At 69.6% G+C, this 14,933-nt stretch carries 17 protein-coding genes; 6 read left to right on the top strand and 11 right to left on the bottom strand.

The window, feature by feature from the left end; genetic code table 11:
• Positions 1 to 43: 43 nt before the first annotated feature.
• Complete coding sequence (locus tag VM889_13320) at positions 44 to 271, bottom strand: hypothetical protein (protein HVL49530.1); 228 nt, start codon at positions 269 to 271, stop codon at positions 44 to 46.
• Positions 272 to 277: 6 nt separating this feature from the next.
• Complete coding sequence (locus VM889_13315) at positions 278 to 1,072, bottom strand: NAD(P)-dependent alcohol dehydrogenase (protein HVL49529.1); 795 nt, start codon at positions 1,070 to 1,072, stop codon at positions 278 to 280.
• Positions 1,073 to 1,188: 116 nt separating this feature from the next.
• On the opposite strand from VM889_13315, the gene VM889_13310 reads away from it, so the two are divergent.
• Complete coding sequence (locus VM889_13310) at positions 1,189 to 1,347, top strand: hypothetical protein (protein ID HVL49528.1); 159 nt, start codon at positions 1,189 to 1,191, stop codon at positions 1,345 to 1,347.
• Positions 1,348 to 1,389: 42 nt separating this feature from the next.
• Here VM889_13310 and VM889_13305 read toward each other — a convergent pair whose 3' ends face one another.
• The gene (locus VM889_13305) at positions 1,390 to 2,343 is read right to left on the bottom strand and encodes a hypothetical protein (protein ID HVL49527.1); all 954 of its coding nucleotides are present in this window, start codon (positions 2,341 to 2,343) and stop codon (positions 1,390 to 1,392) included.
• Positions 2,344 to 2,348: 5 nt separating this feature from the next.
• The gene (locus VM889_13300; protein HVL49526.1) at positions 2,349 to 2,807 is read right to left on the bottom strand and encodes a VOC family protein; all 459 of its coding nucleotides are present in this window, start codon (positions 2,805 to 2,807) and stop codon (positions 2,349 to 2,351) included.
• A gap of 145 nt (positions 2,808 to 2,952) precedes the next feature.
• Between VM889_13300 and VM889_13295 the strand changes: the two genes are divergently transcribed.
• Positions 2,953 to 4,596: an MEDS domain-containing protein gene (locus VM889_13295; protein HVL49525.1), complete on the top strand. Its 1,644-nt coding sequence runs from the start codon at positions 2,953 to 2,955 to the stop codon at positions 4,594 to 4,596.
• Here VM889_13295 and VM889_13290 read toward each other — a convergent pair.
• Positions 4,590 to 5,123: a carbonic anhydrase gene (locus VM889_13290; GenBank protein ID HVL49524.1), complete on the bottom strand. Its 534-nt coding sequence runs from the start codon at positions 5,121 to 5,123 to the stop codon at positions 4,590 to 4,592. The two genes, VM889_13295 and VM889_13290, sit on opposite strands and share 7 nt — an antisense overlap.
• A gap of 95 nt (positions 5,124 to 5,218) precedes the next feature.
• On the opposite strand from VM889_13290, the gene VM889_13285 reads away from it, so the two are divergent.
• The gene (locus tag VM889_13285) at positions 5,219 to 5,884 is read left to right on the top strand and encodes a type 1 glutamine amidotransferase domain-containing protein (GenBank protein HVL49523.1); all 666 of its coding nucleotides are present in this window, start codon (positions 5,219 to 5,221) and stop codon (positions 5,882 to 5,884) included.
• Positions 5,885 to 6,784, top strand: a complete 900-nt coding sequence (locus VM889_13280; protein HVL49522.1) for an NAD(P)-dependent oxidoreductase — start codon at positions 5,885 to 5,887, stop codon at positions 6,782 to 6,784.
• A 49-nt stretch (positions 6,785 to 6,833) separates the two neighbouring features.
• Here VM889_13280 and VM889_13275 read toward each other — a convergent pair whose 3' ends face one another.
• On the bottom strand, positions 6,834 to 7,517 hold the full coding sequence (locus tag VM889_13275; protein HVL49521.1) for a hypothetical protein: 684 nt from the start codon (positions 7,515 to 7,517) through the stop codon (positions 6,834 to 6,836).
• Positions 7,518 to 7,604: 87 nt separating this feature from the next.
• Positions 7,605 to 8,084 carry a CBS domain-containing protein gene (locus VM889_13270; protein ID HVL49520.1) on the bottom strand — a complete coding sequence of 160 codons (480 nt, stop codon included), beginning with the start codon at positions 8,082 to 8,084 and terminating at the stop codon, positions 7,605 to 7,607.
• Positions 8,085 to 8,163: 79 nt separating this feature from the next.
• On the opposite strand from VM889_13270, the gene VM889_13265 reads away from it, so the two are divergent.
• Positions 8,164 to 9,471 (top strand): DEAD/DEAH box helicase, encoded by a 1,308-nt coding sequence (locus VM889_13265; GenBank protein HVL49519.1) that lies wholly within the window; start codon positions 8,164 to 8,166, stop codon positions 9,469 to 9,471.
• Here VM889_13265 and VM889_13260 read toward each other — a convergent pair whose 3' ends face one another.
• Positions 9,472 to 10,083: a hypothetical protein gene (locus VM889_13260; protein HVL49518.1), complete on the bottom strand. Its 612-nt coding sequence runs from the start codon at positions 10,081 to 10,083 to the stop codon at positions 9,472 to 9,474.
• Between the two features lie 77 nt (positions 10,084 to 10,160).
• Between VM889_13260 and VM889_13255 the strand changes: the two genes are divergently transcribed.
• The gene (locus VM889_13255; protein HVL49517.1) at positions 10,161 to 10,892 is read left to right on the top strand and encodes a creatininase family protein; all 732 of its coding nucleotides are present in this window, start codon (positions 10,161 to 10,163) and stop codon (positions 10,890 to 10,892) included.
• Here VM889_13255 and VM889_13250 read toward each other — a convergent pair.
• Genes VM889_13250 through VM889_13240 form a run of 3 tightly spaced genes read right to left on the bottom strand, consistent with a single transcriptional unit; the run spans position 10,889 to position 14,456 of the window.
• Positions 10,889 to 11,965, bottom strand: coding sequence for an NMD3-related protein (locus tag VM889_13250; protein HVL49516.1), 1,077 nt, complete (start codon positions 11,963 to 11,965; stop codon positions 10,889 to 10,891). The two genes, VM889_13255 and VM889_13250, sit on opposite strands and share 4 nt — an antisense overlap.
• Positions 11,966 to 11,975: 10 nt before the next feature.
• Positions 11,976 to 12,281 (bottom strand): DUF424 family protein, encoded by a 306-nt coding sequence (locus tag VM889_13245; protein HVL49515.1) that lies wholly within the window; start codon positions 12,279 to 12,281, stop codon positions 11,976 to 11,978.
• Positions 12,282 to 12,317: 36 nt separating this feature from the next.
• Positions 12,318 to 14,456, bottom strand: a complete 2,139-nt coding sequence (locus VM889_13240; GenBank protein HVL49514.1) for a minichromosome maintenance protein MCM — start codon at positions 14,454 to 14,456, stop codon at positions 12,318 to 12,320.
• Between the last annotated feature and the right edge of the window lie 477 nt (positions 14,457 to 14,933).

Genomic DNA, 14,933 nt, shown 5'->3' with positions numbered 1-14,933 from the left:
GCGAGGGACGCCTCTCTCGCCAGAATGCGCGCGTGCCTGCCATTCACGGCAGCAGCTCGTAGAGCCCGAGCGCCATGAGTCCGAGCAGGGTCATCTCCAGCGCGTGCGCGCCGCTGCCCATGTAGGCTGTGACGCCCATGCCGAGGAGCGTGGTCCCCGCGCCAAGCAGTGTGACGTTGCCCGTCGCTTGGACGGATCGCTTGCGCCAGATGCCCGCGGGGCCTCCGGCCGCGGTCGCTCCGTTCTTGTCGCAATCTTCCGTGTGTTTCACCTCCCGTCAGAGGGGTTCCAGTTCGCTGTCCTTCCGGTTCCGGAGGGCGTTCCAGAGGGCGTAGCCGCCGAGCGCGACCGCGCCGACGAGGAGGAGGGCACCGCCCATCCCGCCGCCGCCATGGTCGACCCCGGCCGTGTCCGCGATCACGTCGTAGGTCTCGCGCCCGTCGAGGTAGGGTTCCCTCGTGTAGTCGACGAATCGGTCCGCCCCGAGCGAGCGCACGAGGTCCTCGTTCGCGCCGCTCGCGACGGCCGTGATGTGGGCGCCCGCGCGCTTCGCGAGCTGCACGAGCGCGGTGCCGACGTTGCCCGAGGCGCCGACGACGAGGATGCGCTCGCGCGGCCGGAGCTCGACCTTGCGCAGGAAGTCCAGGGCCGTCGCCCCGCCGAAGGGGAGGGCCGCGGCGTCCTCCATCGAGAGGTTCGCGGGCTTCGGCGCGATGGGGCCGTCCTCCGCGATCGCGCGAAGCTCCGCGTGCGCGCCCATCGCCTCGCCCGGGAAGGCGAAGACGGCGTCGCCGGGTCGGAAGCGGGTCACGTGGGCGCCCACCGCTTCGACGATCCCCGCAAGCTCGGTGCCGAGGATCGGCTGCCTGGGCCTGCTGAATCCGATCGCGAGGCGCGCGACGAGGCCGAGGCCCTGCGGAACCTCGAGCGTGCGCACGCGCCAGTCGCCCGCCGTCACGGTGGTGGCGTGGATCCGCACGAGCACCTCGTGTTCCGCCGGGACGGGGTCGGGGACCTCGGCGAGGTCGATCGCGTCGACGCCGCCGTAGCGGCGGCAGAGGTAGGCTTGCATCGGCGTCGGCGGATCGAGCGCGGCCGCGCCGCTTCAACCTTCGGGGATGCGTTCACCCGGGTCGCGGGCGCGGCGGGACCGCAAGGTCTTTCGCGGGGTTGGAGGCTCCCCGCGCCGTGAAACGCGCGCTCCTGTGGTCGCTCGGGGTCCTCGACCTCGCGCTCACGGTCGCGCTTCTCTATTTTTTCATGGAAAGCGGCGATCCCATCTACCTGTTCGCGGCCGGCTTCCCGATCGCCGCGGCGGTCGTGTTCGCAGGCCGAGCCCTCGCGTGATCACGGGGCGAGGACCAAGGGTCCCGGCGGTGGAGCCAAGGATCAGGCAAGACCTGAATAGCCCTCGGGCGCGCGCTCCCCGTAGAACACGGTCACGACGAGTTCGAAGGCGTGATCGCGCGCGGCCGATACGCCCAGGTACCCCTGTCCGCCCGCGTTGTGGCCCGCGCCGAGCACGAAGGCGCGCGCGCGGATGACCTCTCCTCCGAGAGGATTGGGCTTGTCGTCGGCCGTCGCCGAGGCGTGGGCTTCTCCCGGAAAGAGGTCGATCCTGAGGGGCGAGCCGCCCGCGGCCCGCGCGTACTTCGGGGCGTAACCGTGCGTCGGCGCCTCGGCCGGCTCGAGGGCGAGGCTCATCCCCTCGCCGGTCGCGGGGGTGGAGGGGTCGGCGCGCCAGGTCATCTCGACGATGAGATGCGACCACGTGAGGTCGAGCGGGAAGTCGATGACGTGGCGCTCGCGCGTCGCGCCCGAGACGGGGTCTGGGGCTCCCGCTCGCTCGGTGGCGTTCGTGACGAGAAGGAGGCAATCGCCCGTGAGCACGACGGCGGTGAGGCTGCAATCGAAGTGCCCTTCGAAACGATACGTGTCGTGGTGCGCTCCGAAGCCGGCCCGATGCGCGTGCGAGCCGCCCTCGGCGGAGGCGAGGACCATCTCGACCGTGGTTTCAGCCCCCGGCGCGACGTCGATGCCCGCCTGCGCCCCGCGGTGAGCCGCTTTGGTCGCGACGAGCGTGTGGAATCCGGCCGGAAGCGCGAGCCGGGCCACCCCCTCGGCATCCGTCGTTGCCGAAAGGTTTCCCGTCTCCACGAGGACGCCCGGCAGCGGGGAGCGGTCCGTGAAGAGCGCGAGCACGACAACCCGCCCCGTGTCGTTCTGGACGGTCGGGGGCGGGACCCCATGGTCGTCCTCCGACAGCGCGGATTCCTCGATGCGGGTCGCTCCGAGACAACCCGCGAGCGCGACGACGGCGCAGAGGAGGAGGACCGCGCGCACGGCCGTCACGGCTCCATCGGCTCGGCAACGGCCCGGCCGTCCCGAAGCACGAGGCGCACGGTCCCGGGCGCGGGCGCGGCGCGCAGCGGCTTCCCGACGAGGTTCACGGGATTGCCGTCGAGGTCGCCGTAGATGAGGAAATAGCCCACGTCGCCGTGCTGGGGGGCGCGCAGAAGCCGCCACCCCGCGGCTTCGAGGTGCGCGCGCAGCCGGTCTTCGTCGCCCGCGATCGTAAATCCGAGCGCGGTGTCGAGAAGGGTCGTCGGGCGCTCGTCCCAGCGGTGGAGGACGAGGCCGACGCCGTCGTGATGGCGAAGCACGAGCATGTCGCCCGCGTCGCGCACCAGCCCGAACCCGAGCGCCTCGTAGAGCGGCAGGTTCGCGGCCGGATCGCGCACATAGCGCGCGACGTTGCGGAAGGCGAGCGTGAGGCGGGCATCGGAAGCCGGACGCGGCGTTGACATGGGCGGGCCTCGGCCCGGCGATCGGGCCGATTCCGCGAGAACGACGGGGGAATAAATAGCCTCCCTGCCTGACGTGCCCGCATGACCCCCCCGGCTCCTTGCAGGCTATATGCATCATGAGGTTGCCATCGGACGCGGGATATCGATGGGGGATTCCAGGTACGGCCACCACCTCGAACGCCTCAAAGGCTCCGACCATCCGGACTGGGAGGTGAGGTCGCTCCACGACGACGACGTCGTCGCCGCCCTCGCGGCGGCTTCGCGCGAGCGCGACGCCTATCTTGCGAACGTGCTCGCCACGGAGGCCTTGAACCGGTTGCGTCGCGCCCGCGGCGATCCCGGACCGCGGCGCGGAGCCGAGGCGGAGATGGAACTCGCGGTGGCTCCGCACGACCACCTCTGCCTCGTCTACGCTTCGACGGAGGACCAGCTCGCGGCCGTCGTCCCGTACGTGAAGGACGGGTTGGAAAAAGGCGAGCGCTGCATCTACGTCGCGGACGACCGCACTGTCTCGGAAATCGACGCGGCGCTCGTCCGGGCGGGCATCGACGTCGCGGCGGCGGAGCGGTCCGGGAGCCTCGTCATGGCGTCGAAGACGGACGCTTACATCCGCGACGGCGGATTCGATCCCGACCGGATGCTGGGTTATCTCGCCGAGGCCGCGCTCGAGGCCCGGGACCGCGGCTTCGCCGCGCTTCGCGTGACGGGCGAGATGACGTGGGCGCTCGGCAGCGAGCCCGGAACCGAGCGCGTCCTCGAGTACGAGGCGAAGCTGAACGGGTTCTTCGCAAGATACAATGCGTCGGCCATCTGCCAGTACAACCTCAACCGGTTTCCCGCCGAGCTTCTCCTCGGCGTCCTGCGTACCCATCCCAAGGTCCTTCACCGAGGCCTCCTTTGCGACAACCCGTTCTACATCCCGGCGGAGGAGTATCTTGGAACGGCGGACGCCCGGCGGTCGCTCGATCGGCTGCTCGATCGGATCGTCTCCGGCCGCGAATCCGAGATGGAGCGCCGGAGCGAGGCCCTCGCCCTCGAAGGCCTCGTGCGGACGCGCACGCGGGACCTCCTTGAGGTGAATCGGAGCCTCGAAGCGTTCGCCGCGGCCGTTTCGCACGACATCCGCGCGCCGCTGCGCGGCGTCGCTCAGCTCCTCGAGGTGCTCGAGGAGGATCACGGTAACGCGCTCGGTGAGGAGGGCGCCGCGCTCGTCGGCCGCGCGCGGAAGGAGAGCCGACGACTCGTGACGCTCGTGAACGACCTTCTCGCGCTCTCGAGATCGGTTTCGTCGCCCGTCTCACTCGCCCAGGTCGACGTCTCCCAAGTCGCTCGGGAGGTCGCGTCGGATCTTCGCGAGTGGATGCCCGACCATGATGTTGACGTGTCGATCGAGGAGGGCCTCGTTGCCGAGGCCGACGGTCGCGTTCTGCGCGTCGTCCTGCGCAACCTTCTCGGGAACGCCTGGAAATTCACGAAGGGTGTCGGGAATCCGCGCGTCGAGGTTTTCGCGGAGCGTGACGGGGACGGAACCGTCTTCGTCGTCCGCGACAATGGCGTCGGTTTCGATCCTTCCGAAGCCCCCGCGCTGTTCGAACCCTTCAGGCGGCTCGCGAACGCGCGCCACGTCGAAGGGTCGGGGCTCGGCCTTTCGACCGTTCGCCGGCTCGTCGAGCGTCAAGGAGGCCGGGTGTGGATCGAAGGTCGCCCTGGCGCGGGCGCGACGGTGCGCTTCACGATCGGGTCCCCGTCTCGCATGCACGGGGTCGGCGCGGCTCGCGCGCCTCAGTGAAGGGGCTTGACGCGACCCGTGTCGTTGTCGTAGATGAGCCCGTGGACGCGGATGTCCTTGGGCATGAACGGGTGCGCCCTCAGCCGAGAGACGGATTCGCGCACATGGTCCTCGACGTCGGGGATGCCGCCAAGCCACCGCTGGAAATCGGGCCGCATGACCTCGTGGAGCGGAACCGCCGAGCGCGAGGCGATGCTCTTCGCGATGCGGAACTCGCCGCGCCCGACCGTGGTCATGCCGCACTTCGTGTGGCCCATGATCACGATTTCGGTGACCCCGAGCAGGTGCACCGCCACGATGAGGCTGCGGAGCGTCCCGTCGTCCACATGGTTGCCCGCGTTCCGGATCACCTTCGCGTCACCATGTTCGAGGCCGAGAACGCGCTCGACGTTGTACCGCGTGTCCATGCAGGCGACGATCGCGAGCCCTTTCGCGGGAGGCGACGGGAGCTCGCGGTCCTTCGGGTCCCATCCGTTCGCGACGAAGCGCGCGTTTCCTTCGAGGAGATCGTCGAGGATCGGGGACATGCGGCACGGATGGAAACGTGGGCCTTCAAGGTTGGGGTCCCCGGACCGTCGAGACCACCAGAACGCTCAAGGGCGACCCGCCCCGACCCCTCGGCATGTCCGAGCGCAAGCGCGTGCTCGTCGTCGTCACGAGCGCGGACCGACTCGACGCCTCCCATCCGACCGGCCTTTGGCTCGAGGAGTTCGCGATCCCCTACGCCGCACTCCGGCGGGCCGGGCACGAAGTGGTCGCCGCAAGCGTCGAGGGCGGAGCGGTCCCCATCGACCCCGCAAGCGAAGAAAAATCCCATCCGGCCGACGCCGAGGCGCGCGCCGCGCTCGAAACCACGCTTCCCCTCGCCGAGGTGGACGCGGCGGCATTCGATGCCGTCTACTTCCCGGGCGGCCACGGGACGATGGTGGACTTCGCGAACCGCGCCGTCGGGGACGTCGCGTCCCTTTTCGCGGCCCAGGACAAGCCGATCGCGGCCGTGTGCCACGGTCCCGCGGCGCTCGTCGCGGCCGTTCGCCCGGACGGCCGCCCCCTCGTCGCGGGTCGGCGCGTCGCGGGGTTCACGAACGAGGAGGAGCGCGAATCCGAGCTCGAGGGCAAGGTCCCGTTCCTGCTCGAGTCGCGTCTTCGCGAGCTCGGCGCTCAGGTGGAAACGCGTCCCCCCTGGTCCTCCCACGTCGTGAAGGACGGCGGTCTCATCACCGGCCAGAATCCGCAATCAAGCGCCGAGGTCGCCTCCGCGCTCATCGAGGCCCTGGAGCGGCGCTGAATGAAGGTCGGCGTCATCGGGGCCGGCCGCATGGGCACGCCCTTTGCCGAAAATCTGCTTTCGCAGGGGCACGAGGTCGTCGTCCACACGCGCACGCCGGCGAAGGCGCGAGGTCTCGAGGGTCTCGGCGCGCGCCTCGCGGCTTCGCCCCGCGAAGCGGCCTCTCCGGGCGGGATGGTGGTGACGTTCGTCCCGGACGACGCCGCGGTCGAGACCGTGAGCCGGGGGCCCGGGGGCGTCATCGCGGGCCTCGGACCGGGCGGGGTCCATGTCGTCGCCAGCACGATCGCCCCGGAGACCGCGCGGCGACTCGCAATCGAGCACCGGTCCGCCGGCGTCGGCTACGTGGCGGCGCCCGTGCTCGGTCGTCCGGACGCGGTCGCGGCGCGCCGGGTGTGGTTCCTCGTCTCGGGCGAAACCCTCGGGCGCGCCCGGGCCCGGGATCTGCTCGCCCCGTACGCGCGCGAGGTGTACGATGTCGGCGACGAGCCGGGGGCCGCGAACGTGTTGAAGCTCGCGGCAAACTTCCTCCTCGCGACGAGCCTCGAGGCCATGGCCGAGGCGTTCACGCTCGCGGAGAAGGAAGGCGTGCCGCGCGAAGAGGCGGCCGACCTTCTGGGACGGACGATCTTCGCCTCGCCCGTGCTCAGCGCCTACGGCCGGATGATCGCCGACCACGCTTACGGCGAAGGGGGATTCGCGACGCGCCTCGGGCTCAAGGATGTGAAGCTCGTCCTCGAATCGGCCGAAGCCGCCGCCGCGCCGATGCCGCTTGCGAACCTCCTCCGTCATCGCTTCGAAGACGCAGTGGCGCACGGCCGAGGGCAACTCGACTGGGCCGCCATCGGCCTCGAGGTCGCGGAGGCCGCGGGCGTTCATCCCACGGGTACGCCGCAATAATCCATGACGAAAGCAATTCGCGGGCGGCCGCAGCCGCCCGGGTGCTCGATCACTCCGTGAGGAGAAGGATCGAGAAGAGGTCGTCGCGGTCGAAGCCGCTTCGTGCGCGAAGCGTCCGGTCCCGGTCTTCATCGAAATCGATGTCGGCGATGTCCTCGAGGTCGATGGAGCTGTCGAGGGCCCTTGCGAGGATGACGTCGTCGAAGTCGAGGTCGATCGACCGGCCGAGATCGCGACGGTCGCGGAAGTCGATGTCGATGTCCGTGCCGTCCTCGAAGAGGTCGCGATCGAGGTCGACGTCGAGCGCGCGCGCAAGAAGCGCGTCGTCGCGGTCGAGATCGATGGTGCGGCGAAGCGTCGCATCCCTGTCGGTCACGATGTCGATGTCAAGGATCTCGTCGAGGTCGATGCGGTCCCCGAGCGCAAGCGCCGTGAGGACCGTGTTGCGGTCGAGATCGACCGATTGATCGTAGCTGCGGCGCAGCACGCGTTCCTCGTCGAAATCGCCGGGGAAGCTCGAAAGCTCCCTCAGGACGTCGTCATTGTCGAAAAGTCGTTCCAGGTCCCGCTCGTCGCTCCCCTCGAAGAAGTCGTCCTCGAGGTCCCGCATAATACGGTCCCGCTCGCGCTCGAAATCGCGGTTGTCGCTCACCTGGGCGGCAACCGCGGGCACGAGCATGCCCATGACGACTCCCGCGAGCAGGAGCCGGTGCAACAGTCTCATGGAATTCATCTACGTCCAGCTTTTACGACTTCATCATAAGGTCTTATGGCTGACCTATCACGGATCCTTCCCTGGATCCGAATACGCCCTTCGGACTCAGGGTCTCGCGGTCGGCTCGGTCCTTCCCGCGAGGCGCAAGGAGAGGAGCGAAAGGAGATCGTGACGGGCGACGATGCCGACAGGCACCTCGTCGCGCACGACGGGGATCCTCGTCACGTCATGTTCGAGCATGAGCTCCACGATCCTCTCGAGCGTGTCCCCTTCGTTCCCGCAGACGACGGGCGTCGTCATGATGTCGCGCGCGAGCTTCGAGCCGGCGCGCTCGTAGATGGCCTCGAGGCCTTCGCGTCCGAGCCATTCGCCGAGCACTTTCGGCGCGTGGACGAGCGAAAACGGGATTCCGTGCTGCTTCGCGGCGAAATCGCTCACCGTGATGATCCCGACGATGCGCTCGTCGCGGCCTACGATGGGAACCCCCCCGATGCGGCGGTCGCGCATGAGGTTCGCGACGTCCCTGAGCGTCGCGTCCTCGGGGGCCGTGAGCACGGGGTGGGACATGATCTCGCGCGCGAGCATGGTCACCGCTTGCGCCCCCGCGACGCATGAAGGCGTCGGCAACCGAAGCTTCATGAGCGGATGCGCCGTCGGCCTCCCCGTGAGCGACTTCGACGACCTGCCGATCACGGAACGGGCCCGCGAGGCCGCCCACGCGCTCGGTTGGCGCGAGCCCACGCCGATCCAGGCGGCCGTCCTCCCCCAGCTCGCCGCCGGCCGCGACGTCATCGGGCGCGCCGAAACGGGGTCCGGGAAGACGGGGGCCTTCGGCCTTTTCCTGACCGACGCGGTTGCGGATGGCGGTCTCAAGGCCCTCGTCCTCGCGCCCACAAGGGAGCTCGTCGTGCAGATCGCTCGCGACCTCAACGCGCTCGGGCGCGGTTCGCCGTTTCGCGCCGTCGCCGCCTACGGCGGCGTGCCGCACGAAGACCAGCTCGCGGCGCTCACGGATCCCGCAACGACGTGCGCTGTCGCCACGACGGGTCGCCTCCTCGATCTTCTCGAAAAGCGGCCGAGGCTCCTCGAGAGCGTCCGTTTCCTCGTTCTCGACGAAGCCGATCGGATGCTCGACCTCGGCTTCCTGCCGGACGTCGAGCGTATCCTCCGTTTCATTCCCGGCGAGCGGCAGACCGCGCTCTTCACCGCCACGATGCCGAAGAAGGTGACCGACCTTGCGCGCAAGTACATGTCGCACCCGCGCGAGGTCGGGGTCGGCGCCGCGACGCCCGAAAGCGCGACGCACCACCGCATCGACGTCTCCTCCGTCCACAAACATCAGGCCCTCCTCGCCCTCCTCGCGGCCGAGCGGCCGGAGCGGGCGCTCGTCTTCGCCCGCACCCGAGAAGGCGCGCACGACGTCGCGAGGCGACTGCGCGAAAGCGGGATCGCCGCGGTCTCGTTCGCGGGCGATCTCGACCAGGCGGCGCGGGACCGCGTCGTCGCGGGCTTCGCCTCGGGGGCCCACGCCCTCGTCGTCGCGACGGACGTCGCGGCCCGCGGTCTCGACATTCCGGGCATCACGCACGTCGTGAACTTCGACGCGCCCGAGGAGGCCGACGCCTACGTCCATCGCGCCGGCCGCACCGCGCGCGCGGGCCGCGCCGGCCGCGTCTTTACCCTGGTGGGCGAGAACGACGGGGCCCGCATCGTCGCGGCCGAGCGGGAAGCGCGCGTGAGGCTTCTCCCGTATCGCCTTCCCGCGGACGACAACGCGCCCCCGATGCGCGCGGCGGCGCCGCCGAAGCCGGTCCGCCGGGGAGGAAACGCGGCGGGAACGGCCCGCCGCCGCGCGCCGCAGGCGCCGGCGAACCCGCTCAAGCGGGAGGCGAAGGATGTCCGGAAGAAGGGACCGGAGCACTCGCTTCCCCGATCGAGGCGGCGCGACGTCGACGAAGACGCGGAATCGTGATCACTTCGCGCCCGCGGCCGAGGGCGTCGCGCGGCCGACGTAGGACGTCGCCGTCGACTCGAGCGCGACCGGGTGCCGCGCGGTCGGGTCCGGGCCGCCGTGCGTGACTCGCACCGCGACGAGCCACGTCCCGTGCCCCGCGGTCGCGTTCCCGGTATCGGCGTCGCGCAGGGCGGCGTCCGCGTCGGTCGCGCGGCGCTCGCCGTCGGCTGGGACCACCCCGAGGGGAACTTCGATCGCGAGCGTCGCCACCACGGGCGTTCCGGTGAGCACGGGGGCCGTCGGTTTCGCGGTGGCGGTCATCTCCGTCCCGTTCGGCGCCTTGACCGTGACGAGGATGTCGTCGGTCGCGACGTGGGGCGAGAACGCGGAGACCCTCACGACGAAGGTCAACGAGGTGGTGTTCGGAATGTCGAGCCTCACGTCGAAGGTCGTCTCGCCCGAGGCCATGATCGCCGTTGCTTGCTCGGAAAACAGGGAATCGCGGCTCTCGAAACCGACGAGGAAGAGGCCTTCGGCGGTTTGGGTCGCCCCGGTGAGCGCGCTCCCGGCGATCGCGATCGTGAGGATTCCGGCGCCCGCAAGCGCGATCGTGAGGTCCGTGCGGTCCACGTCGCATCAATCCGATCGCGCGGCATCAAGGTTTCCCGCGCGGCGGTTTCAAGTCACCGGGCGGTGTTCCGCTGGCCGTGGAACTCGACAGCCTCACGTTCCCCGAGTTCGAGGCTCGGGTCACGCCCCGCACGGTCGTCCTTTGGCCCATCGGCATCGTGGAGGAGCACGGTCCGCACCTTCCGCTTTCGACGGATTCGCTCCAGGCCGAGTGGACGTGCGCGGAGGTCGCGCGGCGGACCGGAGCCCTCGTCCTCCCGCCCCTGCGATATGGAAACGCCGTGACGACGCGCCCCTTCCCGGGCACGATCTCGCTCTCCTTCGACACCGTGCGCGCGGTCGCCCGCGACGTGCTCCGCGAATGCGATCGGAACGCCCTCCGGCGGGTCGTGATCGTGTCGGGCCACGCGGGCGGCGGTCACATGCGCGCGCTCAAGGTCGCGGCCGAGGAGGTCCTCGAGGAGGGCCGGAACATGAAGATCGCCGTCCTTTCCGATTGGGATCTCGTGCCGGAGCTCCGAAGGACGGCCCTCGCGAACGCCGCGCCGGCGGACGACGGCCACGCCGGGACCGCCGAGACGTCGCGCGTGCTCGCGATCGCGCCGGACGCGGTGCGCGCGTCTCGGCCGGGCCCGTCGCCCGCGAAGTTTCCCGAGTTCCGCGTGGAGATCGACACCCGCGGTCGCATCCCGTCCGGCGTCATCGGGGGCGACCCGTCGCGCGCGACGGCGGAGCTCGGGCGCGCCATCAACGAGCACGTCGCGTCGAGGCTTGCGGGCATCGTCAAAGATCTCGCGGCCGAGGACTAGCTCGCGCGCGGCGGGAAGACGAACAGCTCGCCTTCGTGCCGCGCGACATGCACGGTCGCGGGCGTCTCGCCCGCGAAGAAGGACGGGCGGAGCACGGAAACGGTCGCGTACGTCCACGGGTCGAGAAGCTGCAGCTCGGAACCGGTCGCGGAGACGACGACCGCCTCCCGCGCCTCCCGCCGCGCGAGGACGGTGACGCGCTCGAGGTCGTCGCGCTCGCGCGAATGGATCGCGCCTGTCACGGGGTCTCCGAGAGACACGCGCTTCTGTTGGATCGCGGTCACGAGGTGCGGCCTTTCGGCCACGAGCACGAAGTCCCCGACGCGGTAGCTCGGGATCTTGACGAGGAAGGTGAGGCGGAAGATGTCGCGGCCGTCCTTCTGGCCGACGAGCTTCGCGCTTTCGCGCTGGCGCCCGCCCATCTCGTTCGAAAGCGCCTTCGCGAGGATGCGGGCGGCGTTGATGGTTCCCACGTAGACGTCGAGGCCGCCGTGATGGAACTCGTCCTTGAGGACGAACGCGTTGCGATCCCCGTCCCCGACGATGCGCTCGATCGCGCGGGACGCGACGGCGCGTGCGCGCGCGAGCTCCTCGTCGTCGATGTCGCGGTCCTCCGCGCGGAGCTGGATGACGGCTTCGTAGTAGCCGCCCTGGATGCGGCTGCACCGCAGGCACGTCGCGTTCTTCACCCGCGCCCTCGGCGTGTGGATCTCCTCGAAGGCGATGCCTTCCGCCGACCCCGCGACCTTCACCGTCGCGAGGAAGTTGCGCTGGTCCTCGCCTTTGAGCTCGACGTCCACGGCGGCGGCCTTCACGCGCCGGTCGACGCTCACGGCCTCCTCGACGGCGGCCTCGATGGTCGCCTCGTACGGCAAGGTATCGTCGACCCAGATCTCGCCACGCTTGCGCGCGCCGCAGTGGACGCACACCTCGAGGTCGACATTCTGGGGCATCGCGGAGAATCTGTTCTTCAGGACGAAGCAGGCCCGGCAGAGGCCGTCCACGAGGTCCTCGGAGACGGCCTGGCCGCAGGCGACGCAGGGGATCGTGGACCGGCGCGGGGCGTCGCTCATGGTTCGGACCTCAAAGCGTCGCGAGCTGGGCGTGCGGGATGCCGCCGATCTCGATGATGTGGTCGGGGTCGATGAAACCGTGGCGGACGGCGACCGTGATGACGTTCACGCCGACGAGGTTCGCGATGGTGCACGCGCGCAGATGGTTGACGAGGGTTCCCTCGTCGGTCCCCTCGGACCCGTAGAAGCTCTCGTGGACGTGGAGCTTGAGGTCTCCCTCGCGGAACTCGCGGCCGACGAGCTCCTCGTCGGACGCGGCGACGAGGACCTCCCGCCCGGTGCGATGGACCTTCATGCGGAAGCGCGGCGCGGCCACGGGGCCTCGGAGGCCGATTTCCGCCATAAAGGCTTCCTAGCGCGAAGCGAGGCGGAAATGCTCCGAGCGGGGCTCGAAGATGGTGCCGTTCTGCTTGAGACGCTTCAGGATGTCGCGCGTCTTGTCCGGAGGCACGCCCTGGGACTCGCACTCGCGGAGGACCTCGTCGAACGGAGCGCCGAACTCGGTGCCGGCGGAGAGGCGGCGGATCGTCTCCTCGATGATCGGGATCACCTGGCGCTGGCTATGGCTCACGCCGCTCGACACGAGGTCGATGTCCAAAAGACCGCCCTCGCCGCCCGCGATCCTCCGGAGGTAGTACTCGACGATCCGGATCGCGCGGTCCGCGTCCTCGCCGTTCGCCTCGTCCGAGAGCCGGACTTTCGCGGAGGCTTCGGACAAGCGGACGAAGGCTTCGAGCTGTCGGGCCGTGAGCGGAATGGGCCCGCCATTCTCGCCCTGCGCCTGCCGCCTCAGGCCGACGTAGTAGTCGCGGATCTTCTCCTTCGCCTCCTGCGTGATGACCGGGAAGCAGGAACGTTTCGCGAAGGCGACGTATTTGCGAAGGAACTTCGAGTCGATCGCGGGGTCGACCTTGCGGAGCGCGCGTTGCACGTCCTCCACCGTGAACGGCGAGTCCGAGCGGTTGCGGATGCTCTCGTTCATCGCGCCGCCGCGATGGACTTCGAGGATGTGGCTCGCGAGCATCGCGTCCCGCGCCGCCTCGGGCTTGTCTGTGAGGACGAAGATGCAGTCGAAGCGGGACAGGAGCGCGGGCGGGAAGTTGATCTGGTCCGTGATGGGCTGGAACGGATCGAAGCGGCCGAGCTTCGGGTTCGCGGCGCCGAGGATCGCGCAGCGGGACTGGAGCGTCGCGGAGATGCCGGCCTTCGCGATCGAGATCGTCTGCTGCTCCATCGCCTCGTGCATGGACGATTGGTCGTTCTTGTCCATCTTGTCGATCTCGTCGATGCAGGCGATACCCTTGTCCGCGAGCACGAGCGCGCCCGCTTCGAGCGTCCAGCGGCCTTCGCCGAAGTCGTCCTTGACGGCCGCCGCGGTGAGGCCGGCGGCTGACGAGGACTTGCCCGAGGTATAGATGCCGCGCGGCGCGAGGCGCGACATCTCGCGGATGAGCTGCGACTTCGCGACGCCCGGGTCTCCCACGAACAGGATGTGGATGTCGCCCCTGAGACGCCCGCCGTTCGGGAGGCGTTTCGCGAGGCCGCCGAAAAGCTGCAGGAGGAGGGCCTCCTTTTCGGCCTCCATGCCGTAGATCTCGGGCGCGATCGAGGCGCGCATCTTCAGGTAGAGCTCCGGATCGCGGCTTGCGCGGCGGATCTCCTCCTCTTCCTCCGGCGTGATCTCGACCTCGTCGTACTCCTCCTGATCCATCTCGAGATAGACGGACTCGAGGTGGATGTCGAGGATCGTGCTCTTCGTGTTGCCCTGCTTGCGGACCGAGGACCGGAGGATCCCGTTCACGGTCACGCGGTCGCCGGGCGCGACGAGGCCGCAGAGGTCGTCCTCCGCGTAGATGACGAGGCGCTGGGGCTGCTCGCCGCCGCGCATGTTCTCGGGACTTTCCTGGATCTCGATCTTCTGCGTGTCGATGAACGACGAGCGCTGGCCGCGCGCCTCGTCGAGGACGAGGCGGAACGAGCCGCTGCGGCCGCAGCCGCCCTGGTCCTCGTAGCACTCGACCGGCTCCTTGAGGACGAGGTGCTCGTCCTGCGACTCGCGGATGAGCGATCCGCAGACCTTGCACTGGTAGAGGGCGTCCTGGATCTTCGGGCGCACCTCGGTGACCTTCTTCACGAGGCCCTTCACGGCGATGATCTTCCCCATGTGGTCCCCGCGGAGGTCGCGGACCTCGACGCGGGCCGATTCGGGGAGATTCTCGAGCCGCAGGTGGAGCTTCGGGCGGGGGTCGACCGGCATGTCGATGCTCTTCAGGGCCTCCTCCCCGGCGCGCAGGCTCTGCGTGGGGCTGAGAAGCGTCCAGTCGGCAAGCTGCGGGTCGTGACGCTCGAGGTCCCAGAACGAGACGACGACGGACCGCTTGGCCGGGTAGGCCTGCGCCGCTTCGTTCACGCGGGCCTTGCAGTAGGTCTTGAGGAAGCGCTCCCAGTTCTTCGTCTGGGGATCCTCGCTCGACGCAGCCTCCCTCTGCATCTCAGCCGGCAATCGTCACCTGCCCACCCGCGTCCCTTCCGCGGGCGGCGTATGCGCGCCCCCCGTCACCTTCGTTTCTGTGGAAGGCGGGGCGTTGCGCCTCGAGCCCGCGGACCATAAGGCTGCCTACCGGGCGGTGAGGGCCTAAGGGCATTGTCCAGGGATCGCTGAAGGTACGCGTTGACCCGTCGGCCCTCGGGTACCCCCTCCCCTTGATTTCGATTGGAGACTGTTGGAAATTGCGGGGTTTCGGGTGGAGACGGGCCGCTTTACCGTTCTCTGCGCGGCGGTCGACCCTCCCTCCGTCTCGGGAAGACCCTCCCTCCGTCACGGGAATTCGAGAAGGGACGTTTGCTTCGCGGGCTCCGGGTCGCCGCGCAGCGCCTCTTCCGTCACCCCGAGGACCGCGAGGACCCGCATCGCGGCGGGGATCACCTGCTTCTCGACATAGTAGGTGGCGTCGAGGGCCTCACCGGG

Source organism: Candidatus Thermoplasmatota archaeon (assembly GCA_035540375.1).
Lineage (GTDB): Archaea > Thermoplasmatota > SW-10-69-26 > JACQPN01 > JAJPHT01 > DATLGO01.
Note: the sequence above shows the minus strand (reverse complement) of the source record. Positions and strands in the feature narration are given on the sequence as shown.